17 protein-coding genes and 1 pseudogene are annotated in these 15779 nt (G+C 32.2%); 16 read left to right on the top strand and 2 right to left on the bottom strand.

The annotated features are described in order from the left end of the window. The 9 genes and pseudogenes from AAY42_RS10425 to AAY42_RS10390 all read left to right on the top strand — a co-directional run bounded on the left by AAY42_RS10425 (position 1) and on the right by AAY42_RS10390 (position 6019). Positions 1-306, top strand: coding sequence for a hypothetical protein (locus tag AAY42_RS10425; protein WP_055394918.1), 306 nt, complete (start codon positions 1-3; stop codon positions 304-306). Between the two features lie 266 nt (positions 307-572). Further along, a pseudogene (locus AAY42_RS18485) lies at positions 573-656 on the top strand (single-stranded DNA-binding protein); the annotation flags it as partial. 196 nt (positions 657-852) lie between these two features. Beyond that, entirely contained in the window at positions 853-1410 is a 558-nt protein-coding gene (locus tag AAY42_RS10420) for a TetR/AcrR family transcriptional regulator (RefSeq protein WP_055394916.1), read from the top strand. 1 nt (position 1411) lies between these two features. Next, positions 1412-1840, top strand: coding sequence for a GNAT family N-acetyltransferase (locus tag AAY42_RS10415; protein WP_055394914.1), 429 nt, complete (start codon positions 1412-1414; stop codon positions 1838-1840). Beyond that, positions 1837-2904 carry a ribosome small subunit-dependent GTPase A gene (rsgA, locus tag AAY42_RS10410; RefSeq protein ID WP_055394912.1) on the top strand — a complete coding sequence of 356 codons (1068 nt, stop codon included), beginning with the start codon at positions 1837-1839 and terminating at the stop codon, positions 2902-2904. Before AAY42_RS10415 ends, rsgA begins: the two co-directional genes overlap by 4 nt. Before the next feature lie 24 nt (positions 2905-2928). Continuing rightward, complete coding sequence (locus AAY42_RS10405; protein WP_055394910.1) at positions 2929-3678, top strand: amidohydrolase family protein; 750 nt, start codon at positions 2929-2931, stop codon at positions 3676-3678. Beyond that, positions 3679-4806 (top strand): helix-turn-helix domain-containing protein, encoded by a 1128-nt coding sequence (locus AAY42_RS10400; RefSeq protein ID WP_055394908.1) that lies wholly within the window; start codon positions 3679-3681, stop codon positions 4804-4806. It abuts the gene before it with no gap. Between the two features lie 107 nt (positions 4807-4913). Beyond that, positions 4914-5483 (top strand): hypothetical protein, encoded by a 570-nt coding sequence (locus AAY42_RS10395; RefSeq protein ID WP_055394906.1) that lies wholly within the window; start codon positions 4914-4916, stop codon positions 5481-5483. Between the two features lie 2 nt (positions 5484-5485). Then, positions 5486-6019 (top strand): hypothetical protein, encoded by a 534-nt coding sequence (locus AAY42_RS10390; protein ID WP_055394904.1) that lies wholly within the window; start codon positions 5486-5488, stop codon positions 6017-6019. A gap of 27 nt (positions 6020-6046) precedes the next feature. Here AAY42_RS10390 and AAY42_RS10385 read toward each other — a convergent pair whose 3' ends face one another. Continuing rightward, a complete protein-coding gene (locus AAY42_RS10385; protein ID WP_055394902.1) occupies positions 6047-6475 on the bottom strand; it encodes a winged helix-turn-helix transcriptional regulator in 429 nt (142 codons plus the stop codon). Between the two features lie 92 nt (positions 6476-6567). Here AAY42_RS10385 and AAY42_RS10380 point away from each other — a divergent pair, with 92 nt between their 5' ends. The 7 genes from AAY42_RS10380 (at position 6568) to AAY42_RS10350 (ending at position 12559) form a co-directional block, all read left to right on the top strand. Beyond that, positions 6568-6930 (top strand): nuclear transport factor 2 family protein, encoded by a 363-nt coding sequence (locus AAY42_RS10380; RefSeq protein ID WP_055394900.1) that lies wholly within the window; start codon positions 6568-6570, stop codon positions 6928-6930. An 11-nt stretch (positions 6931-6941) separates the two neighbouring features. Next, positions 6942-7403, top strand: coding sequence for a nuclear transport factor 2 family protein (locus AAY42_RS10375; RefSeq protein ID WP_055394898.1), 462 nt, complete (start codon positions 6942-6944; stop codon positions 7401-7403). Positions 7404-7770: 367 nt separating this feature from the next. Then, positions 7771-8808 (top strand): hypothetical protein, encoded by a 1038-nt coding sequence (locus AAY42_RS10370; RefSeq protein ID WP_055394896.1) that lies wholly within the window; start codon positions 7771-7773, stop codon positions 8806-8808. Positions 8809-8905: 97 nt separating this feature from the next. Next, positions 8906-9856: a hypothetical protein gene (locus AAY42_RS10365; protein ID WP_139063711.1), complete on the top strand. Its 951-nt coding sequence runs from the start codon at positions 8906-8908 to the stop codon at positions 9854-9856. A 35-nt stretch (positions 9857-9891) separates the two neighbouring features. Continuing rightward, positions 9892-10734, top strand: a complete 843-nt coding sequence (locus tag AAY42_RS10360; protein ID WP_055394892.1) for a DJ-1/PfpI family protein — start codon at positions 9892-9894, stop codon at positions 10732-10734. Between the two features lie 108 nt (positions 10735-10842). Further along, positions 10843-11604, top strand: coding sequence for a DUF2268 domain-containing putative Zn-dependent protease (locus AAY42_RS10355; protein ID WP_055394890.1), 762 nt, complete (start codon positions 10843-10845; stop codon positions 11602-11604). A 79-nt stretch (positions 11605-11683) separates the two neighbouring features. Then, complete coding sequence (locus AAY42_RS10350; protein ID WP_055394888.1) at positions 11684-12559, top strand: TolB-like translocation protein; 876 nt, start codon at positions 11684-11686, stop codon at positions 12557-12559. A gap of 824 nt (positions 12560-13383) precedes the next feature. On the opposite strand, the gene AAY42_RS10345 is transcribed toward AAY42_RS10350, so the two are convergent. Continuing rightward, positions 13384-15777 (bottom strand): PIG-L deacetylase family protein, encoded by a 2394-nt coding sequence (locus AAY42_RS10345; RefSeq protein ID WP_055394886.1) that lies wholly within the window; start codon positions 15775-15777, stop codon positions 13384-13386. Between the last annotated feature and the right edge of the window lie 2 nt (positions 15778-15779).

Raw genomic sequence — 15779 nt, 5'->3', positions numbered from 1 at the left:
TTGAAAAAAGAAAATGTCATCACAAATTTTGAAGATAGATTGATTAATAGAAGATTGAGCCAAATAAGAATTCTAGTTGGTTCATGTGATACAATTGGCAACAAAAAGACTGGCCGTATTTTCAATGTCAAATTGCGGGTAAACTACTTTGTCAAAACGGTTTTGGGTGTCCAAATCGATGCAGAACAAGAAATCGAGTTTACCCTAAAGAAAACTAAGTTTTTTAATCAATATAAAGCTGAACTGAATGATTGTCAACAACAAGTTGTTCGTAGAAATGTTGGAGGAAGTCCATCAGGGTTTTAAAGGTGGTATGAACTCTCACAAATGTGTATCCTTAACAAGTCCCCGCCATCACACTTTTTTTATACGTCTTTTGAAATCTAAATATTGAATCACACAAGGCATCAAAAAAGGGTAACAGCGAAGGCTCTATGGGAAATAAATCAAAACATTGAACCATGAAATCATCTCAAAATATCCAAATAGGAAGTGAAACTAAAAAATCAAAAAAGGAAAACACTCTGGATATATTAGGTAAATCATTTTTTTAATCCTTTAAATCTATAATTATAAGTGCTATCAAAAATCATGTGCAGTTGATTGGAAACGTTGGTATTGAGCCAACCATTACAACTCTTGAAAGTGGTAAAAAAAGTATGGTTTAGATTACCAAAAATAGAAAAGAGACTTCCGGAAAAAAAGAGCCATTTTCTCAAAAAGAATTAGATGATAATTTTGAGAGAATATACAAAGACGTAAAATCGATATTCAAGTGATTCTTAATGCAATATTTGACTTGAATATTATTTATTATATTTATAGACCGAACGGTCGGTTTTTTTATAAAATATGAGTGATAAAAAAAGTAAAGCAATAGAAGCTGCAACTAAACTATTTGCTGAATTGGGGTTTGAGAAAACATCAATGACAGCAATTTGTAAAGAAGCTAATGTGTCTAAAGGATTAGTATACCATCACTTTAAATCAAAAGAGTCCATTCTGATAGAAATATTTGCTTCTAGCACCAAAAAAATGCTTGAGTTGAGTCTTATTCAAGATAGTTCTTTGGAGCCTCAGGAAGAGTTAAATGAACTCATAAATAACATATTTCATCAATTAGATAACAATAAACTATTTTTTCAATTGAATTTAAACCTAATGTTTCAGCCTTCAACAAACGCCTTACTTAAAGAAAAAATTCTGAAAAGAGCAGACATTCTATTTAATTCAGTAAAGAGAATTTTTGATAAGGTTGAGTTAGAGAAAAGTGAAATTCTTGCATATACTTTTATTGCAGAAATTGATGGAATCGCTCTAAACTATCTCTCAGTTTTTGAAAATTATCCTCTTGCCAAAATGAAAGAAGAAATGATTAATAAATACAGCTCAATAACGAATAAAAAATAAAATGATAAGAAAATACAAAAAAGAAGAAATCTCGATACTTATCGATATTTGGGAAAAATCATCAGCTGTAGCACACCCTTTTTTGGATGATGAATTCACCAAAATGGTAAAAACAGCAATGAAGGAAACGTACCTTCCTAATTCAGACACTTGGGTGTTTGAAGAAAAAAATGAAATCGTTGGGTTTATCTCAATGTTGGATAATGAGATAGGTGGATTATTTATTTTACCTACACATCAGTCAAAGGGAATAGGGAGTTTATTACTTGAACACATCAGTCAATTTCATACTGAGTTGGAAGTAGAAGTTTTTGATGAGAACGAAATAGGAAAGCCTTTTTACATTAAAAAAGGATTCTCTCTAATAAAAGAATACATTCAAGATGCTACTAATCAAAAAGTATTTAGGATGAAAAAAACACTTGAATGAAAATGGAAGTATTAGGGTATAATGACACTCTAGAAAAATATAGAAAAAATCAGAATTTAGATTCATTTGAAGTTGGTAGAGTCATATTGGAACATAAAGAAAGGTATGTGGTAAAGACTCATGAAAACGAATTTGATTCGGAGCTCATAGGTAATTTAAGGTTTACAGCAGAAAATAGATATGACTTTCCTGCTGTAGGAGATTGGGTTGCTTTTTCCAGTTATGACGATAATAAAGCATTAATACATGCAATATATCCTCGAAAATCGATTATTGAAAGAAAAGCTGTTGGCAAATCTAGTCAAGTACAAATTATAGCGACAAATGTCGATTTTGGTTTAATTGTTCAAGCTGTTGACCGGGACTTTAATTTGAACAGGTTGGAAAGATATTTAACTATCTGTAATACTTCTAAAGTTATGCCTATAATAGTTTTGAGCAAAACAGACTTAATAGCCGAATCTGTCCTAGACACTATAACTAATCAAATTACTCAGCGAATCACAGACGTTCCAATATTAAATATTAGTAATCAAGGGGTAAAAAAATATCAAGAACTAGAAGCTGTAATAAAGAATGGGAAAACATACTGTTTGCTCGGTTCTTCAGGAGTTGGAAAATCTACGCTTCTAAATGGTCTTTCAGGTAAATTATTGATGAAAACGAATGAAATAAGTTCGAGTGTAAATAAAGGCAAGCATACGACAAGCCATCGAGAATTAATCGTGTTAAATAATGGAGGAATCATGATAGATAATCCTGGAATGCGAGAAATTGGAATTACTAATGCTACAGATGGCTTAGAAATCACTTTTGAATCTATCTTTGACTATTCTAGGGAATGCAGGTTCAATGATTGTACCCATGTACATGAAAATGGATGTGCCATCCTAAAAGCTGTTGAAAATGGAGAAATTGATGAAGAAGCCTATATCAATTTTCAGAAAATGGAGAAAGAAAAAACACATTTCGAGTCTGGTTCTTTGGATAGAAAGATGAAGGACAAAAATTTAGGAAAAATGATTAAGAATATTAAGAAGCAAAGAAGAAGCAATAAGTATTAATGAAGATATTAGAACAAATGAAAGATGAAAATATTTGATGCACATTTCCATATTATCAACCCCAAGTTTCCTTTAGTAGAAAACAATGGGTATTTACCCCCAGAATTTACAGTTAAAGACTATCAAGATAAAGTTGAAAGTTATGGAATTTCTGGTGGGGCTATAGTTTCAGGGTCGTTTCAAAAATTTGATCAAAACTACTTGTTGGACGCTCTAAAAGTTTTTGGAAAAAACTATGTTGGTGTTGCCAATATTCCAATTACAATGGAAAGTAAAGAGTTGGAAAAGCTGAATCAATCTAACATTCAAGCGGTTAGATTCAATCTTAAAAGAGGAGGTTCGGAAAGTCTAAAAAATTTGGTAGAATTATCAAATAGATTATTCAATGACTATGGTTGGCATACAGAACTATATGTGGATAGCAAGAACTTAAAGGAGCTAAAAACTACTCTTGAACAGATTCCAAAGTTTTCAATTGACCATTTAGGACTTTCAAATGATGGACTTAATGATTTATGTTTTTGGGCAGAAAAAGGAGTGAAAATAAAAGCAACTGGGTTCGGTAGGTTAGATTTTAACCCAATTACTGCTATGAAGAGAATTTATTCTATCAACCCTGATGCATTGATGTTTGGGACAGACTTGCCTTCAACACGAGCCAAAACACCTTTTACATTTGAACATTTAAAAATGATAAAAGATAATTTTTCTGATAAAGCTCAAGAAAAAATATTGTATCAAAATGCAATTAAATGGTATTCAAAGGTTTTTTAGATGGAGTTGATTTTAGATTTCATACTTGTAAGCGGTATTACAGTAATACTAATAATTATTGGTTTATTAGTTAAGTCCAAGAAAAAGCAATTGTCACAAAGTGTATTGATTGTTTTCTTCTCACTTCTTTTGACGGTTTCAATATTTACATATGCGAATTTGCATAATTTAAAATGGCTATTACAGATAACATTTATTCCAAATGATATTACTGCTGTAATGATTGGACCACTGTTGTATTTGTATGTAAAATCATTATTCTTGGAGGAAAAAAATCTAGTTAAAAACACACTAAAACATTTTATTCCAGCAGGACTATATTTAATAGGTATAGCAATACCTACGTTAATATATAGCGCATTTAGGTTAGACGAACTGTCTTACGTAATTTCTAATTTTACTATATTAATTATCAAACTAGAGGATGTTTACTTAATGCTGTACCTCGTTCTTTCTCTGCAATTATTATCGAAATATAGAGGTGCATTAAGAAACAACTATTCAAACTTGTCTCATTATCATTTCAACTGGATAAAAATAATGCTGTCGGGTGCATTATTTATTATCAGCATTAATTTGATTATTAGAATCTACGAACTTGTAACTAAAAACACTATTTGGTATCAAGAGTATTTAATCATAATGGTAATGATTCTTCTAATAATATACTTAGGATACTATGGAGTAAATCAGTCAAAAGTGTTATTGCCCGATTTTTTATTGAAAGAGGACAAGCCAATTATTAATGAGTCAAAAAATAAATTCTTATCTAATACTCTGAAAGAGGAATTGGAATTATTAAAGCAAAATCTAGAATTCATTCTAGATAGCCAAAAACCATATTTAGACGAAGATTTAACTCTGGGTAAGTTGGCTAAGCAACTTTCAACCACTGATAAAAAATTATCTATCCTTCTTAATCAATATCTTAATACCACATTTTACGATTTAATCAACAGTTACAGGGTAACCACTGTAATCGAAAAAATGAAGCAAGATGAATACAAAAGCTATAATCTATTCGGTATTGCATGCGATTCTGGCTTTAAGTCAAGAACTAGCTTCAATAGAATTTTTAAAAAAGAGACAGGTTTGTCACCTTCTGCTTACAAAGCAAAACTGTCTTAAAATTTCAGACTTTCTTTAACATACTCTAACGCACCATTGCTTCCATTGGTCAATAAATTCATTTTAAAATTATTTGGTTTGTGGTCAATCTAAAATCATGAACGAACATGAAAAAAAGAGTTTTAGTAACATTTTTTTGTGCATTTGCACTAATAGTAAAATCACAAAACTCAAGTGTTGAAAAATCAACATTTGGAATTCAAACGGGGTTCGCTGGACTATGGGCATATAATGAATTAAAGCTTTCGAATCAATTTGCTTTACGAAGCGAAATAGGGTTTGATGCCTATTATGGTAATGATGATTTTTATCCAGACACGGACTTTTTATTAACGACTGTAGTAACTTTAGAACCTCGATGGTATTACAATTTGAACAAACGAGAAAGCAACTCAAAACAAATAAAGGGTAATAGCGGAAACTTCTTCTCTATAAAAACAAGTTTACATCATTCAGACTTATTAATAGTTTTTGGAGATGACGAAGAAGCAAAAATTGTAACTGACTTATCTATAGTTCCTACTTGGGGAATACGAAGAAATCTTGGAAATCATTTTAATTATGAAGCAGGAATTGGTGCAGGCTATATCCATTTTTTTGGAAAGAATGCCGGATTCACAGCGGATAAAGGAGACCTTGCCATAAACCTTCATTTAAGAATAGGCTACAGATTTTAATTATGAATTCTATTAAAAAAAATAATTGCATCAAATTAATTGGAGTTCTAAAAACTTTTTTGGTAAAGGCGGTTATTTTTTTATCTGGAATTGTAATGTATGGACAAGAAATTGATATTTTAACCCCAACATCAAAACTTACAATTGATGATTTTGCTGTACCAAAAGTTTGGTGGAGTTCCGAGCAACATGCTAACTTTATATTTAGTTATGAAATGAGTTCAAGTTTTTTCTTGGAACTTCAGGGATTTTACGATAGCTTTTTATTAGCAGACGTTTTCAAAATGCCAATAACATCTAAGCTTTATATTTCCGATAAATTCTATTTTTTCTCAGGTGTAGAAATAGAATTAGAAAGAGATAAAATGCAATTAAATTTACCCCCTCCTCAATTGAAATTTAAAAATGGTTTTGGGTATGACGTCCAAAGAAACTTTATGCTTCAATTTGAACACGACTTGCATTTCAATAAATCAATCATTGGTGCTTATGGCACTCCTAGTCTTTTCTCTTTAAGTGGAAAGTATAAGTTCTAAATTAAGGATAGAGATACGTTTTAATCTCTAACAAAAGTTCTTATGCATACCTTCTTCTAAAGAAGTCATAACTTCTTTCAATAAACTCTCTTTGTCATTTAAAAACCGTTCGTAGAACTCGGGTACAACAATTGTCGAATCATCAAAATTCACTCCCCAAACTAACATTTCCAATATAATAGGAACAGTATTAATTCCTATTTTGGTAAGCCCATACTGCTTCCTTGTCTTGAGTTTCTCATATTTTTTACTGATAATAATTCCTTTATCTTCCAACATTTTTAGTCTATCAGATAATACATTCGTTGCTATTCCTTCTCCAGAATCTAAAAACTCATTATAAAATTGAAACCCCCTAAAGGCTAAATCTCTCATAATCAAAAGCGTCCATTTGTCACCAAAAATATCTAATGTCCTGCTAATTGGACAATCAGATCTTTTTTCTGTTTTTCTCATTTCATTTACTTGTTTTTAACAAGTTAATAAATATATTTGCATCGCTTGCTTTTTACAAGTAAGTAAATTTAAACATTTTAAATTAAAAGAAAATGAATGATACAAACAAATCTTTACAAGTGGTTCAAGAGTTTTTCAATGCTATAAACATGGGAAATATGGAAAAGGCGGCTAGTTATATGGCAGAAAATCATCAATATACTGGTCCTATGTTTTCAACAGATAATCCAGAAGATTATTTTAAAGCATTAGGGAATTTTGAAATGCAGTTTAATGTAGAAACGCAAGATTTAATTGGTTATGAAAACTCTGTAACCCATGTTTCTATTTTAAATGTGGTGTCTCCTGTTCAAGCTAGTATTCCTTGTTGTGAGGTTTTTGATATTGTAAATGACAAAATCGTAAGACAACGTTTCTTTTTTGACACGGCATTATTTCCAAAACCTTCAGTATAATTAAATTAATTATGAAAACAATAAATCTTAGTGGGCTTACAAAGTCCAATTGGCTATTTATAGTAATGGCCTTATTATCAATAAACACAACATTTTCTCAAACTTCTAAGAAAGCCAAGGCTGGTACAAAAGAGTCATTAGCAGTTGTCAGAGGATTCTTCGAAGCCATTAATTCTGGTGACATGAAAAAGGCGCGCACCTACATGGCAGACAATCACCAATATGTTGGTCCGATGTTCTCTACGAGTAATCCGGAAGATTTCTTTAAAGCATTAGGTGAATTTGAGATGGAATTCGCAGTAGAAACTCAAGATTTAATTGGTTACAAGAACTCTGTAACTCATGTTTCTATTTTGAAGGTCGTGTCTCCCGTACAAGCAAGTATACCATGCTGTGAGGTTTTTGATATAGAAAATGGGAAAATAGTAAGACAGCGTTTCTTTTTTGATACAGCATTATTTCCTAAACCATAAAATATAATAACTACTCTAGATTGATTAATGCAAATATACCCTAACAGGGTAATTTTTTAACTCAATTCAATACACTTGCTAAAAGCAAGTGTTTATTAAAACCGAACAGTGATTATGTGTGCTCTAAAAAAAGTAGAAAAGAGAGTTGATGCTATCACCAATTTTAAACGCGTAAGAGGCTATGGTGATGATTTATATGTAGAAGATTTATCCTATTAAACAGCATTAAAAACTAAAGAAGACAGTTTTTTAAGGTTAAGCGTTCTCAAATATTTTTAACAAACATTAACGTACCAATTCATCCATTGGTCAGCCCAATTAGCAACATTTTCTTTTATTTAAAATTTGTCCAAATCTTATATCTAATATGAAAAACTTAATTAAAGCTAGCATTGTATTATCTATTGTTCTTTTGGCTTGCAATAGTGATGATGATAACACTATAAATCCAAACAATGCGAAATATGACTTAGGGGAACTTCCCACTATCGTTACTGACATTCAATGGCCACTTGAACCAGAAATCACAGAGCAAAGAGTAATAACTAACAATACGGAACTGCAAGAGGCGAGGGCAATCAATGGTATATCTGCTAAAGTACTAGGTGGAATATACAGCAGTGTCAATATCACTTGTAATGATTGCGAATTCATTCTTGAAAATACAGCTGAGATTCAAGGTGGATTGACTTTTACTGGCACTCGTATACATTGGAAAGGCGGTTTAGTGAACACTGGTCCAGTTATAATGGATAGTGAACAAGGAGATATTTTGATTAACAACTTACACTCGATTACTCAAGGAGGAGAGCTAAACAATTTCTCTGGTCCAGCAACAGAGTGGAATCGTGTAGCTATTATTAATTCTACTTTGGAAGTGATAAATGGTAACGACAATGGTGATTGGGCAATTTTTATACAAGGCAAACAAGGAACTGATTTTAGAGGAAAAAACTTAATCCTTGCTAATGTACGTCTTGAGTCTGATGCGCAAAACAATCGATTTCAGTCAATTCAGAATCTAGTTATTGTGGACTCTTATTTTAATTCCAATATAACATCGAAGAATGGATTACGCATACACCAAGGTTGCGAAGATGTTTATATGCGAGATGTGGTTATAGTTGGAGCTAATACAAACTCAGGTGAAGAAACTCAAATAACAAATGGTGTCTTTGAACGAATTACCAGATACAATGATGTAAACAATCACTTTTCTATTGGCATAGGTGTTAATACAGTTAATGTAACCATAAATGATTCTCAATGTTATACATCTTCATCAAATAGCAATAGTATTGGAGTACCACCTGAACTTGGTGTGGCCACTGGTGATAATCCTGGTTTGTTGACTTGGGATGGGGTAACTGTTCCGGATGTTACCAATGTTGGTGCAGACCATTAATCTAAAAAATAATGAGAGGATGAAAAAGTTTTTTCTTTTAATAGTGCTACTTGCATTTTCATGCCAACGAAATAACGATTCACTTAAACATTCTTTAATGAATCAAGATTGGGAGTTCAAAATGATAAGTTCTGGTGATAATAGACCCAATTTTGGGCCAACCAATGACTCAATCCACTTCATTCCCATTTTATTAAACCAAGGATTTGAACTTGAAGAAATTAGAGAACATTTCAATTGGACAAAGAAGAGTTTTGATGAAAAAGTAGAAACTTTGTATGAATCTGAATTTCTTAAAAAAGATGAACGCGGAATTGTCAAGGCCAATGTTCTGATTTTCACAATAGAGGACGGTATAACTATTAGAAAATCAATCCTTCCTGTAGTACAGGAAATCACTGAAAGTATTATAGCAAGATATAAATTCATTGTATCTAAAACTAAACAAATAGATTGCCTAAAGGACTTTGATTTTGAAGCAATTTCGTTGTATATGCTTAGCAATATTCTTCTTGATGATGGTCAAATTGAGAATGTAGAGCGGGAATATCTAAAGGTAGAAAGGCCACTGAGAGGGGGAAAAAGATACTATGCTGCTTATCTAGGAAAAGAAAAAGGTTCGCTTTATGAATCCTTCGGAATTTATGGAAATCAAATGGAGGGTTATGAAGGGTTTTCTCTCTGTCGTTATGGAAATCAAAGGTGGTTACCTGAAGTTATGAAAACCAACGAATCATTGAAGTGGCAATATAAAGATTCCTTAAAAAGAAAGGAATTAAATATACCTGTGATTACTGAAGCTTGCAACCAAGAATTGTTGTGGGTTGCAAATGATTTCAAACCAGAACTACTAAGGCTCCTTAGAAAATATGATAGCACTTTGAGAAAAGGTTATTTGGAATTTACCAATTCTAGTCAGCTAAACTATGAGGAATACTTTATTTGGCTATATCACATTTTATATACGGAAATAACGGAAAATTTGATTGACCGCGAATTAATAGAAATTCCAGAAGATAAGGTGAGTTTTTATATTCTTCAATTTTAACACGAGCGCACTTCAAAGAGGTAATATCAATTATTATGGAAGAATCAAGAAAGCAAATATTAATAATATCTACATTGTTTCTTATACTAAGTTGTGGCAAGCAAAATGCTAGTTATGAAGCCAATATAAAGGAGAATATAGAGCTTGAGCAAGTGCAAATGAGTCATGAAGAACTAATACAAGCAATGAAACCCAAACAACATAACATTGAGAAAGTGGGCATTTTGGTTTACAATGGAGTAAATAGTCTCGACGTATTTGGACCACGTTATGTTTTATGTCAAATCATGGGAGTAGATATGAAACTGATTGCTTTAAAATCAGGTAATGTAAAGACGGTAACTGGAATTGAGTTTGTACCTGACACAACGATTGACAAAGTAGATAGTTTAGATGTGTTAGTTATACCCGGAGGATTCAGAGGAACAATTGAAGCTTCCTATAATAAAGATGTCCAAGAATGGATTCGGAAAATAGACCTAACAAGTACTTATACAACTAGCGTCTGCACGGGAGGTTGGATTTTAGGAAGCAGTGGATTATTAAGAGGTAAAAAAGCGACTACAAACTGGTTTAATGCCGAGGAGATGATGACAAAATATGGTGCAGAATTTACTAATGAACGCTTCTCAAAAGATGGTAAATATTGGACTTCGGCAGGAGTTACCGCAGGTATGGATATGTCCTTGGCGTTGTTAGAGGAAATAGCAGGAAAAAATTATGCTCAAGGCGTTATGCTAGATATGGAATATGACCCATCACCCCCTTTCGAAGGTGGCAGCCCTGAAAAGACAACTCCTCATGTATTACAATTTATGACAGCAATGTATAAATCTGGTATAGACCCTATAATCGAAGAGATGGAAAAAAGAGAATAAGAATATTATCTGGGAATAAGAAGTCTTGTATTTCAATTTTCTTGAGTTTGAGAACTCATTTTTGACTATCTATCCCAAAATCAATTTGAACAATTAAAAATAAATGAAATGATAAAAATAAAAACAGTAACACAAATTTTCCTATTTATTGTTCTACTGATTTCAAGTTGTAAAAACAATGCTAATCACAAACAGATTACCGATGAAGAATCGTATTTAAAAATAGTTTTTGAAGATTCAGAAGACTATCAATTTAATAATTCTGAAAAAGAGTTGATAAAAAAAACAGCAATACTTTCAGACCAAGAAATCAGAAAACTATTGCCTAGTTTAACCAAAAACCTGACTCTGAGAATAATTCCTGTCGATTATGATTTAAATATAGTGGGAGGAGTAACGGGAAGAACCAATACACCACATGAGGTTACGGCCGAAATATCATATACATACAAAGGTGGAATTAGTGCAGTAGTAAAGAAGTCACTTTCAGGTCATATCTATCATGAATTTCATCATGTTTGGCGTGGTTGGACTTTATCAAAAAATGAGTTTGAAAAGGGAATTTCTACTGCAGCTATAAATGAAGGTCTGGCAGATGTATTCAGCAAAACGTATACAGGTGTCTATTTAAAAGTAGGAAACCCATCAGATGATATTAGGGGCTGGACACAAGAAGTATTAAATCTTCCAAAAGATGCTGATTACAACCAATGGATGAACCAACACAGTGACGGAAGGTTTGCCATTGGATATAGAGTAGGTACCTATATAGTAGAACAAGCGCTAAAAAACACCAATATGACTATTGTTGAATTGAGTAACTATAAACCTGAAGAAATTTTAAAAAAATCAGGTTTAAAGAAATACTAAACGTAATACAGACTTTAGCTTTAAATCAAAAGGTCTGACTATATTTAAGATGCCCCAAAATCTTATAAAGATTTAAAAAATGAAAAGATTCTACTTCATATTTTTGCTACTTGCATTCGTGTTACTTTTCAATGCTTGTAACATTAAAAAACAGAACTCAAAAGAAAATGAATCAATAACTATAGATAACCCATACCTTGGTCAAAAGCCGCCTGGTTCAACCCCAGAAGTTTTTGCACCTGGCATGGTTTCAACAGAACATAGAGACCTTAGTGGTTTCTTCACACCCGATATGAAAGAATTCTATTTTACCAGGAAAGACCTTGAAACTGGAAAATGGTCGCTAATTGTTTTTAAATACGAAAATAGTCAATGGCAAAAGTCAGTTGTGGGGCCAAGGGTGGGTCGACCTATAATAGCTCCAGATGGCAAGACCATGCATTTGGGAAGGGATTATATGAAGCGTACTAATACTGGTTGGTCAGAGGTCAAAAGTCTTGGTCCAATGTTTAACCGAGAAGACTGGGGTATTATGCGCTTATCTTCATCAACCAAAGGCACCTATGTTTTTGATGACTATAAAAGTAATGACGTAATCCGAATATCAACGCTTAAGAATGGTAAGCGCGAAGAACCAAGACTTCTCGGAAAGGAAATTAATACAGGAAAATACACTGCTCACCCCTTCATCGCTCCAGATGAGTCCTATTTAATCTGGGATAGTGAAAGAGACGGCGGATATGGCAAGTCTGACCTATACATCAGTTTTCGACAAAATGATGGTTCTTGGGGTGCTGCCATTAATATGGGAGATAAAATAAACACAACCTTCGGGGAAAGTGGCGGGTACGTAACGCCAGATGGAAAATATCTTTTCTACAATTCAGGAGACTTAGAAAATAAGGATATATTTTGGGTGGATGCTCAGGTTATTGAGAATCTCAAGCACAAATAATTTATCAAATGAAGAATTCCTCACTATAAGCTCACCTTGGGGAATCATATTGGTTAAGTTGGCTACATACAATTTACTTCAAATTGACAAAAGAGTAATCCTTTCAATTTAACAAATAAAATCAATACAACTCATTGAAAATGAAATGTTAAAATGAACCCACATTGGGTTTATCCATTGAATAAAGTGTATCAATACTTACCAAATTTATAGGACGAAAGTCAAATCAACTATACAATATGTTATTGAAGTTTAAGGGCTCGGAAATGTGTTGACGATTAAAAAACACGTTGACACTTTGTGAACGTTTAAATTTAAAAAAATAATTTTTAAACTTACCTCTTAAAGTAACAAACCTCCCTAAATCATATGTTTAGCGAGGTTTTGTTTTAATTTACTTTTCTTAAAAGCGGTCTGGACGGGAATTAATTAAAGGTTTTTCTACACTTCTAAAGATATTTAGAAACACTGATTTGCAATAGCCAGACCACTTTTTGCATACAGGAACACAATAAAACATCTACAGACGTTGTACTGATTTTGTTACTTATTTAAATAGTATTCGAAAACTTATGCGAAAATTGGACATATCAATAATAAGGATTTGTAATACCAGAAGTGTCCCACTTGACAATCGCTATTTTATCTGTGTTATAACTGCTCGCGAGAAAAAGAAAAACTTCACTATAATGGACAAAAGTGAATCACACTAAATATAGATAACCCCGTGCAGTTTAAAAGTATCTAAAATCTCCTCACTTAAAGGATAATCTAAATAAGTAAAACCAAATTTAGAAATTATACTTGATATGCCTTTTCAAGAATCATTCATTAAAAATATTCGTTTCTTCAAAACTAATTTTCTTTAATGTATCGATATTTGTTAAAACTAAATCACTAACACTTTTCGGTTCTTGATAACTTTTTAGTTTAAAATTCACTTGAATTCCTGCTTCATTTTCTTTTTTAGCTTTTAACAGAGCCTCATAAATTTCAATTAATGGATTCTGCAATAGTAAATACGCTCCATATGTTGCCTCACGAGAAACCCCTGCAGCATATATTGTAGTAGGTTCTTTTTTATTATAAATGCACCAACCCCACATAATCACAACGACTCCCCATGTTTTTTTCTCTTTTGAGTTTGTTATGCCCTTATCAAACTCTTCTTCATATACAGGCCTATCGGCGGCAAGAGTTGAATGCCTCATAAATTGATTCTCTCTATATATGAAAGAAGGATATCCAAATAAAAAGCGAAATGTCCATGGATTTGATAGTGCTCCACCACTAAATAAACTATTCTGTTGATAGAATTTTTTCCTAAAGTCAAAAACCTTTTCGTGTCCGCCAATAAGTTCTTCTATACTTAGTTTTGGAAAAAAAGAATGCAATTTAGATGTTAACTGGGATCTGCCTTTACCTTCAAGTGTGGCTCCTTTATTCGAAACATGGACGGGAATCATATTCAAACTAACATTTCTCTTGCTTTCTATTCCAAGAGCCAATGACCATAGCATCCCAAAAGTGTCATTATTTATTTCATTAACTTTTGCATAAAAACTTTCAATATCATAACCAGTTGGCTCTGCAATTCCAAAATACTCATAATAATCCATACCATTTTGGGACGAAAAACCCTTTAAATAATCTAATTTTTTTTCTGTTATACTATGTCTTTGGACTTCGGTTTTATGAGCTAAACAAGATTTTACTTTTTGATTCCAAAACTGGGAAACGTTAATTGATACTTGCTTGCTAATTTTTTTTTCTTGGATATGATGTAAAACATAATACATCAAAAATCCACGACTTTTAGCTGCAAACTTTAGTGATTTATTAACTTCTATATGATCTTTATGTAAATCCTCATTGCATGGACCAAAAATCAAATCAGGACTGATTTTGTCAATAATATCATAAAGTGTTTGATCTAAATTATTCTTTTCAAGAAGATGCAATTCTCCATCAGGGTAGTCAAGAAAAATTATATTTTCAGGAAAAGTTTTTAAAATCCTTGCTGCTTCCAAAGCTTCTGTTTTTCTGGAATTAGCAACTTTTTTCTCCTTAGATTTTGTTACAATAACAAAAAAAGTGTTCCACTTTAAATGATTCAATTTTGCTACTGTAGCACCGGCGCCTAGTTCAATGTCATCTGGATGGGGTCCTACAAATATTGCACTTCTTTTTGATTTTAAGTATTTTAAATCGTTGTAATTAACTCTAGGTCTTTTGTCTTTAATTGACACACCCTTTAATCTAACATGTGTATTGGGAAAGGATAATTTATCACCTGTTTCCGTTTTGACCTTCACTTTGTAGCTTTTCCAAGCCTTAATGAACCCATTCGTTGCCATTGGTTCTACTAAAACAGTATTTTCCCCAATATGGTTTTCTACTATTCTTCTCATTTCATTTGGATTCACACTAGTTAGTTGTTCGCCCAACTCATAGATGAAGTTTTCTGCATTGTTAGATCTTATAACTTTATGTAAAACTTCAAGACATAAAACAGAATCAATATTTATAAAATTGTTAGCAACCTCTATAACTTCTTTTTTGGTAATTGACAATTTTTCATTTACAATATCCGCAATCTTCTTTAAATTCTCAGAACTTGTATTACCAATTGCCAATTCCAATGTTTCGGGCCACCTTTCAGGTCTCATCGGTTCTCTTCCGTAAAATATGTTGTTTTTGTAAACAGAGAAAAGCTGTCCAAAAAAGACTGATAGCCTAAATCCGGGACTTCTTTTTGGCAATTCATGTATGACTGCTTGAGTTGAAAGAATCATGCCATATAGCTTTCTATCTGATTTAAATTCTTTCATCATTTTTATTAAGTCGTTCATTCTTTGAGTAATATCGCCTTGAACAACTAATAACTCTTTTCCAAGTTCTGATCTTAACTTGTCTCCTCTTTTCCTAGCTAAGGAAGATGCTTCGTCACTGATTTCAACTAAAATTGCATAAGAAATATTAGTTTTTCTAAAAATATATTCAATTTCCGATCCATCCGAACCTCCTATGCTCAAATAAAGATATTTTGAAAAATCCTCATTTACGAGTTCATCATCATTGGACAAATGTTTAACTATATATTCGGCTTTCTTTTTTCCTTCTTCTTTAAATATTTTTTGATATTCCTTGTCGGTGATTGTTTCATTTTGAGGATTATTGTAATTTATTAAGTCTGCTATTATTTGATTGACATCCATAC

This window comes from Flagellimonas eckloniae, from assembly GCF_001413955.1.
GTDB classification, from domain to species: Bacteria; Bacteroidota; Bacteroidia; order Flavobacteriales; family Flavobacteriaceae; genus Flagellimonas; species Flagellimonas eckloniae.
The sequence above is the reverse complement of the archived record's forward strand: the minus strand, read 5'-3'. Positions and strand labels throughout refer to the sequence as shown.